1 protein-coding gene is annotated in these 489 nt (G+C 38.9%); it reads right to left on the reverse strand.

All coding sequences use genetic code 11. The features are described from left to right. On the reverse strand, window positions 1–211 hold a 211-nt coding region (locus tag ACNPNW_RS16440), incomplete at its 3' end, for a hypothetical protein (RefSeq protein WP_448767208.1). Window positions 212–489: the final 278 nt, after the last annotated feature.

Here is a 489-nt window from a genome sequence, read left to right on the forward strand (position 1 = left end):
CATGATTCGCCCATTGAATGGTAGCTACGCGTTCAGGCTTGCTTTCAATGACAGTTTCGCCAAAAGCATGCTTGATTACGATCGGATATTGGGAATTCTCATCTTGTGAGGCAGGTGCTTCGGTACTTGCTGAATCACTTACAACCGGGGATAGTGAGGGTGTTGGGCTGGATTCCTGATTGGAGCAACCAACTAATGCAATGATAAGCATTGAGGAAATCAATAATGTTTTTAATAAGAACCTTCGTGTTGTGTTCATGTGTGTACCTTCCTTATCCTATAATATATTTTTTATTTTGGGGCTAATTCGATAATGATTCTCATTGTCACTAAATATATATTTGCTTTGACAAGATGTCAATAAAAAATATGGAAGTCTGGGAAATGTAAGAGGACGCGGCCCACGTCCTTTTTTTGTTTTTTAGGATATTCCTGAAACAATTGCACATCCTACAACCAATCCTCAGTAACCAAATAGTTCCTATATGG

The sequence above is a fragment of the Acinetobacter endophylla genome (assembly GCF_053543775.1).